3 protein-coding genes are annotated in these 5,055 nt (G+C 58.1%); all 3 read left to right on the forward strand.

Going from position 1 to position 5,055, the window contains the following annotated elements; all coding sequences use genetic code 11:
- Nucleotide 1: 1 nt before the first annotated feature.
- Nucleotides 2-1,384 (forward strand): efflux transporter outer membrane subunit, encoded by a 1,383-nt coding sequence (locus tag WC359_14730; protein ID MFA5401703.1) that lies wholly within the window; start codon nucleotides 2-4, stop codon nucleotides 1,382-1,384.
- A 287-nt stretch (nucleotides 1,385-1,671) separates the two neighbouring features.
- Entirely contained in the window at nucleotides 1,672-2,742 is a 1,071-nt protein-coding gene (locus WC359_14735; protein ID MFA5401704.1) for an HlyD family efflux transporter periplasmic adaptor subunit, read from the forward strand.
- On the forward strand, nucleotides 2,742-5,055 hold a 2,314-nt coding region (gene rbbA, locus WC359_14740), incomplete at its 3' end, for a ribosome-associated ATPase/putative transporter RbbA (protein ID MFA5401705.1). The genes WC359_14735 and rbbA, both read left to right, overlap by 1 nt.

Consider the following 5,055-nt stretch of genomic DNA (forward strand, 5'->3'; position numbering starts at 1 on the left):
GATGATTACCGTCCTGGCCGGGTGTTCGCTGGCGCCGATCTATGAGCGGCCTTCTCTGCCCACAGCAGCAGCTTATCCGGGAACAAAATCAGCGCAAACACAGGTTACACAAGATGCCATGCAGCTTGGCTGGCGCGAATTCTTTACGGACGCCGGACTCCGGAAATTGATTGCTCAGGCGATTGAATACAACCGCGATCTGCGAATTGCCGTCGCGCGAGTGGAAGAGGCCCGCGGCCTCTATGGCATCCAGCGCGCCGACCGGTTACCCAGTATCGGCGCCGGCGCCGCGGCCAACTGGTCACGGGTGCCTTTCGATCTGTCGCCGACCGGGAGCTCTGTCACTTCAGAACAATACCAGGTGACCCTGAATCTCAGTCTGTGGGAGTTGGATTTCTGGGGCCGGGTGCGCAATCTAACGGATGCAGCGCTGGAATCCTACCTCGCAACTGAAGAAGCCAGGCGCGCTATTGTTATCAGCGTGGTCGCACAGGTTGCCAATACATATCTTCTGGAACGGGAACTCGACGAGCGCATCGTTATTGGAGAGCAGACCCTTACCACCCGTGAGGAATCCTATCGCATAGCGCGTAGGCGGTATGAAGTAGGATATGCATCCAAAGTGGATGCAGTTGGGGCTGAAACACTCTTGAATCAGGCGCGTTCCGACCTGGCGGCCTTAAGACGCCTGCGGGATCAAAACCTCAATGCCCTGACGCTTCTGGTCGGCGCCCCCGTCATTTTCGAGACCCAGACGCTGTCCATGATCGAGCCTCGCTTTGTGCAGGAAATTTCCGCAGGATTGCCCTCGGACTTGCTGATGAACCGTCCGGACATACTCGCTTGCGAACACCGGCTGAAGGCGGCTCATGCCAATATCGGCGCCGCCCGTGCAGCCTTTTTCCCGCGCATCATGCTGACCGGCGATCTGGGTACGGCCAGCGCCGCGCTTGGCGGTCTGTTTGGCGCAGGCAGCAGTATCTGGAGCTTTGCGCCGAGTATCACCCTGCCCATTTTTGACGGCGGGCGCAATCGGGCAAATCTTGATGTGTCGGAAGCACGCCGCAATCTGGCTGTGGCCGACTATGAGCGAACGATTCAGGGCGCCTTCCGCGAGGTGGCAGACGCCTTGGCGGCGCGTCTCTGGCTTACCCGGCAGGTTGCCGCGCAGCAGGCGACTCTTGCTGCGCAAACGGAACGTACACGTCTGGCCGGTTTGCGTTATCAAAATGGCGCTGCGCCGTACCTGGAGGTACTCGATGCCGAGCGCGACCGGTTTATGGCCGAACAGGCACTGGTGCAGTTACGGCGGGCGCTGCTTGCCGGCAATGTAAACCTTTATGCGGCACTGGGCGGCGGAACTCTTGAACATAAGGAACAATAACTCATGTCATTTCGCTTTGAAAGGATAACCTTCGGTAAGGCGAGTGATCCGATGCACGTAGGGAACGGTTTGAATAACCTGATGACCTGAAGGTCACACGAGGTCACTCGATCGTTCCCTACGGATTACCAACAACGTGTCCACCAAAGTAGGTCAACAAAAGCAAATTGCTATCAAATGGAGAGAGGACTATGACCAACGAACCCAAATCTGAACTCAAAGAAGAGCCTAAGCCCATATCAAAAGTCGAGATCAGGCCTGAAGCCACAGCCGGGCCTAAGAAGACTATAACAAAACAACGGAAGAAATGGTTGATCACAGCCATAGTGGTGCTGATTATTGGCGGCTTGGGTATAGTCGTCTGGCAAATATTTGGTAAGGATGACAAAAACGAAGGTCTGGTCAGCGGCAATGGACGCATTGAAGCAGTTGAGATCGACGTCGCCGCCAGAACACCCGGCCGGGTGAAGGATATTCTGGTGCGCGAAGGAGAGTTAGTCGCCGCAGGACAGGTCGTAGCGTTGATGGATACCGAAGTACTGGAAGCCGAGCGCCGGCAGGCCGAAGCACAACTGAAACAGGCGCAGAGCGGGGTTGAAACGGCGCGCAGTCAATTAGTCCAGCGTGAAAGTGAAAAAGAAGCGGCGCTGGCCCTGGTCAGACAGCGCGAAGCCGAACTTAGCGTTGCCCGAAAGCGCGCGCTTCGCTCATCAACTCTCGCTGCTGAGGCGGCGACGTCGCAACAGGAGTCTGATGATGACAGTGCGCGGGTCCAGAGCGCCGTTGCCACCGTCAGCGTAGCTCGCGCCCAACTTGCCGCCGCAGGCGCGACCATTGTAACGGCACGGGCCGGTATTGCCGGCGCGCTGTCGGCCGTTGAAGCCGTAAAGGCGACAGTCGACCGCATCCAGGCCGATATAAAAGACAGTGCGCTCAAGTCGCCCCGCGACGGGCGGGTGCAATACCGCGTAGTCCAGCCGGGTGAGGTGGTCGGCGGCGGCGGCCGGGTGTTGAGTCTGGTTGACTTGAGCGATGTCTATATGACCTTTTTCCTGCCCACAGCCGTAGTGGGGCGAGTCGCACTGGGCACCGAGGTGCGGCTGGTCCTTGATGCCGCTCCTCAGTATGTCATTCCGGCACGGGTGTCGTTTGTGGCCGATATGGCCCAGTTCACCCCGAAAACAGTGGAGACGGCCAGTGAACGCCAGAAGCTGATGTTTCGCGTCCGCGCCCAGATCCCCCCCGAGTTGCTCAGAAAGTATATCACCCAGGTTAAAACCGGATTGCCCGGCATGGCCTATATACGCCTTGATTCCAAAGCCCAGTGGCCGGCTCATTTGCAGGTGAAGGCACAATGATGAGTGAACAAAATCCCGCCGCCGGCCTTTTGCCGCCTGCGGCCCGATTGCATGAAGTCAGTCTGAGCTTCGGCAAGACGTTGGCGCTTGATGCCGTGAGTCTTGATGTCCCGGCCGGCTGCATGGTTGGCTTCATCGGACCGGACGGCGTGGGCAAGTCCACACTATTCTCATTGGTGGCAGGCGCCAGAGCGATCCAGACAGGAAGGATCGAAGTATTAGGCGGCGATATCGCCGACCATCGCCACCGCAGAATCGTTTGCCCGCAGGTGGCCTATATGCCGCAGGGGCTGGGCAGGAATCTCTACGCAACGCTGTCGGTAACCGAAAATCTGGATTTCTTCGCCAGTCTCTTCGGCCACAGCCTGAGCGAGCGTAAACGCCGCATCGATGAGTTGCTTCTCGCCACGGGGCTTACTGCCTTTGCCGACCGACCGGCGGGAAAGCTTTCCGGCGGCATGAAACAGAAACTCGGCCTGTGCTGCGCGCTCATTCACGATCCCGACCTTCTGATCCTCGACGAACCGACAACCGGCGTCGATCCGCTCTCGCGGCGGCAGTTCTGGGAGCTAATCGAACATATCCGCTCCGAGCGACCCGGCATGAGTGTGATCATCGCCACCGCCTATATGGAGGAAGCCGCGCGCTTTGACTGGCTTGTAGCCATGAATGCCGGGCACATACTTGCCACAGGCACTCCAAAGGAGATTCTGACTTTTACGGGCGCCCATACGCTGGAGGCGGCATTTATTGCTCTACTACCACAGGCGCAGCGTGACGGTTACCAACCTGTCATTATCCCCATCCGCGAAACAGACGCCGACAGCGAGATAGCAATCGAAGCCCATGATCTCACGAAGCGCTTTGGTGATTTCACCGCCGTTGATCATGTCAGCTTCAGCATCGGGCGAGGCGAGATTTTCGGTTTTTTGGGATCCAACGGGTGCGGCAAGACAACGACTATGAAGATGTTGACCGGACTCTTGCCGGCCTCTGATGGGCATGCCCTGCTGTTCGGCCATCCCGTGGATCCACATGATCTTGATACGCGACGGCGCGTCGGCTATATGTCGCAGTCGTTTTCACTATACAGTGAGTTGACGGTCAGGCAGAATCTGGTATTGCATGCGCGTTTATTCAAAATGCCGGAAGACCGGATCGGGCCGCGTCTGGAAGAGATGGCGCAGCGTTTCGGCTTGCGCGAGGTGATGGACAGCCTGCCTGACGCCCTGCCGCTGGGTCAGCGTCAGCGATTGTCGCTGGCGGTGGCGATGATCCACGGTCCGGAGATGCTGATTCTTGACGAGCCGACCTCCGGGGTGGACCCGGTGGCGCGCGACGCCTTCTGGCAGATCATGATCGATCTGGCGCGCAAGGATAAGGTTACTATTTTCATCTCCACGCACTTCATGAACGAGGCCTGCCGATGTGACCGGATCTCACTCATGCATGCAGGAAGGGTGTTGATTAGCGACTCACCTGCCGCACTGATTGCGGCACGCGGGGTCAGTACACTTGAGGAAGCTTTTATCAGTTATCTGGAAGAGGCTCTGGTCCGGGAGACAGACGGACCCTCGGCAGTAATTGCCGAAACGGCTGCCATTGCGCCTTCTGTTGAACAAAAGGCTGCGATTACCAATGTGCGACCGGCATGGTTCAGTCCCCGCCGCTTACTTAGCTATACCCGGCGCGAGGCACTCGAACTGTTTCGCGATCCGATCCGCCTGACGCTCGCCATGCTGGGCAGCGCGATCCTGATGTTCGTGATCGGTTACGGCATCAGCATGGATGTAGAGAATCTCTCCTTCGCAGTGCTTGACCGCGATCAGACCATCACCAGCCGCGACTATGTGCTCAACCTTTCCGGGTCGCGCTACTTCAGCGAACACCCGCCGATTGCCGATTACGCGGACATGGATCGTCGCATGCGCGCAGGCGAAATCAGTTTAGCCATCGAAATTCCGCCCGGTTTCGCCCGCGACCTGAAACGTGGGACACCGGTTGCCATTGGCGCCTGGATCGACGGCGCCATGCCGCAGCGGGCCGAAACGGTTCGCGGATATGCGCAGGGGATGCACGCGCAATGGCTGGCAACGATGGCGCGACAAACCTCCGGCGCTGCCGCATTAACAGAACCTGCCACCATTGAAACCCGCTTTCGTTATAATCCGGATGTCAAGAGTCTTGTGGCGATGGTGCCTGCCGTGATTCCGCTGCTTTTGATGCTGATCCCGGCCATATTGACCGCACTGTCGGTCGTGCGGGAAAAAGAACTGGGTTCTATTGTCAATCTCTATGTGACTCCGGTCACGA

It is taken from the genome of Dehalococcoidia bacterium (genome assembly GCA_041653995.1).
Taxonomy (GTDB): Bacteria; Chloroflexota; Dehalococcoidia; order GIF9; family UBA5629; genus CAIMUM01.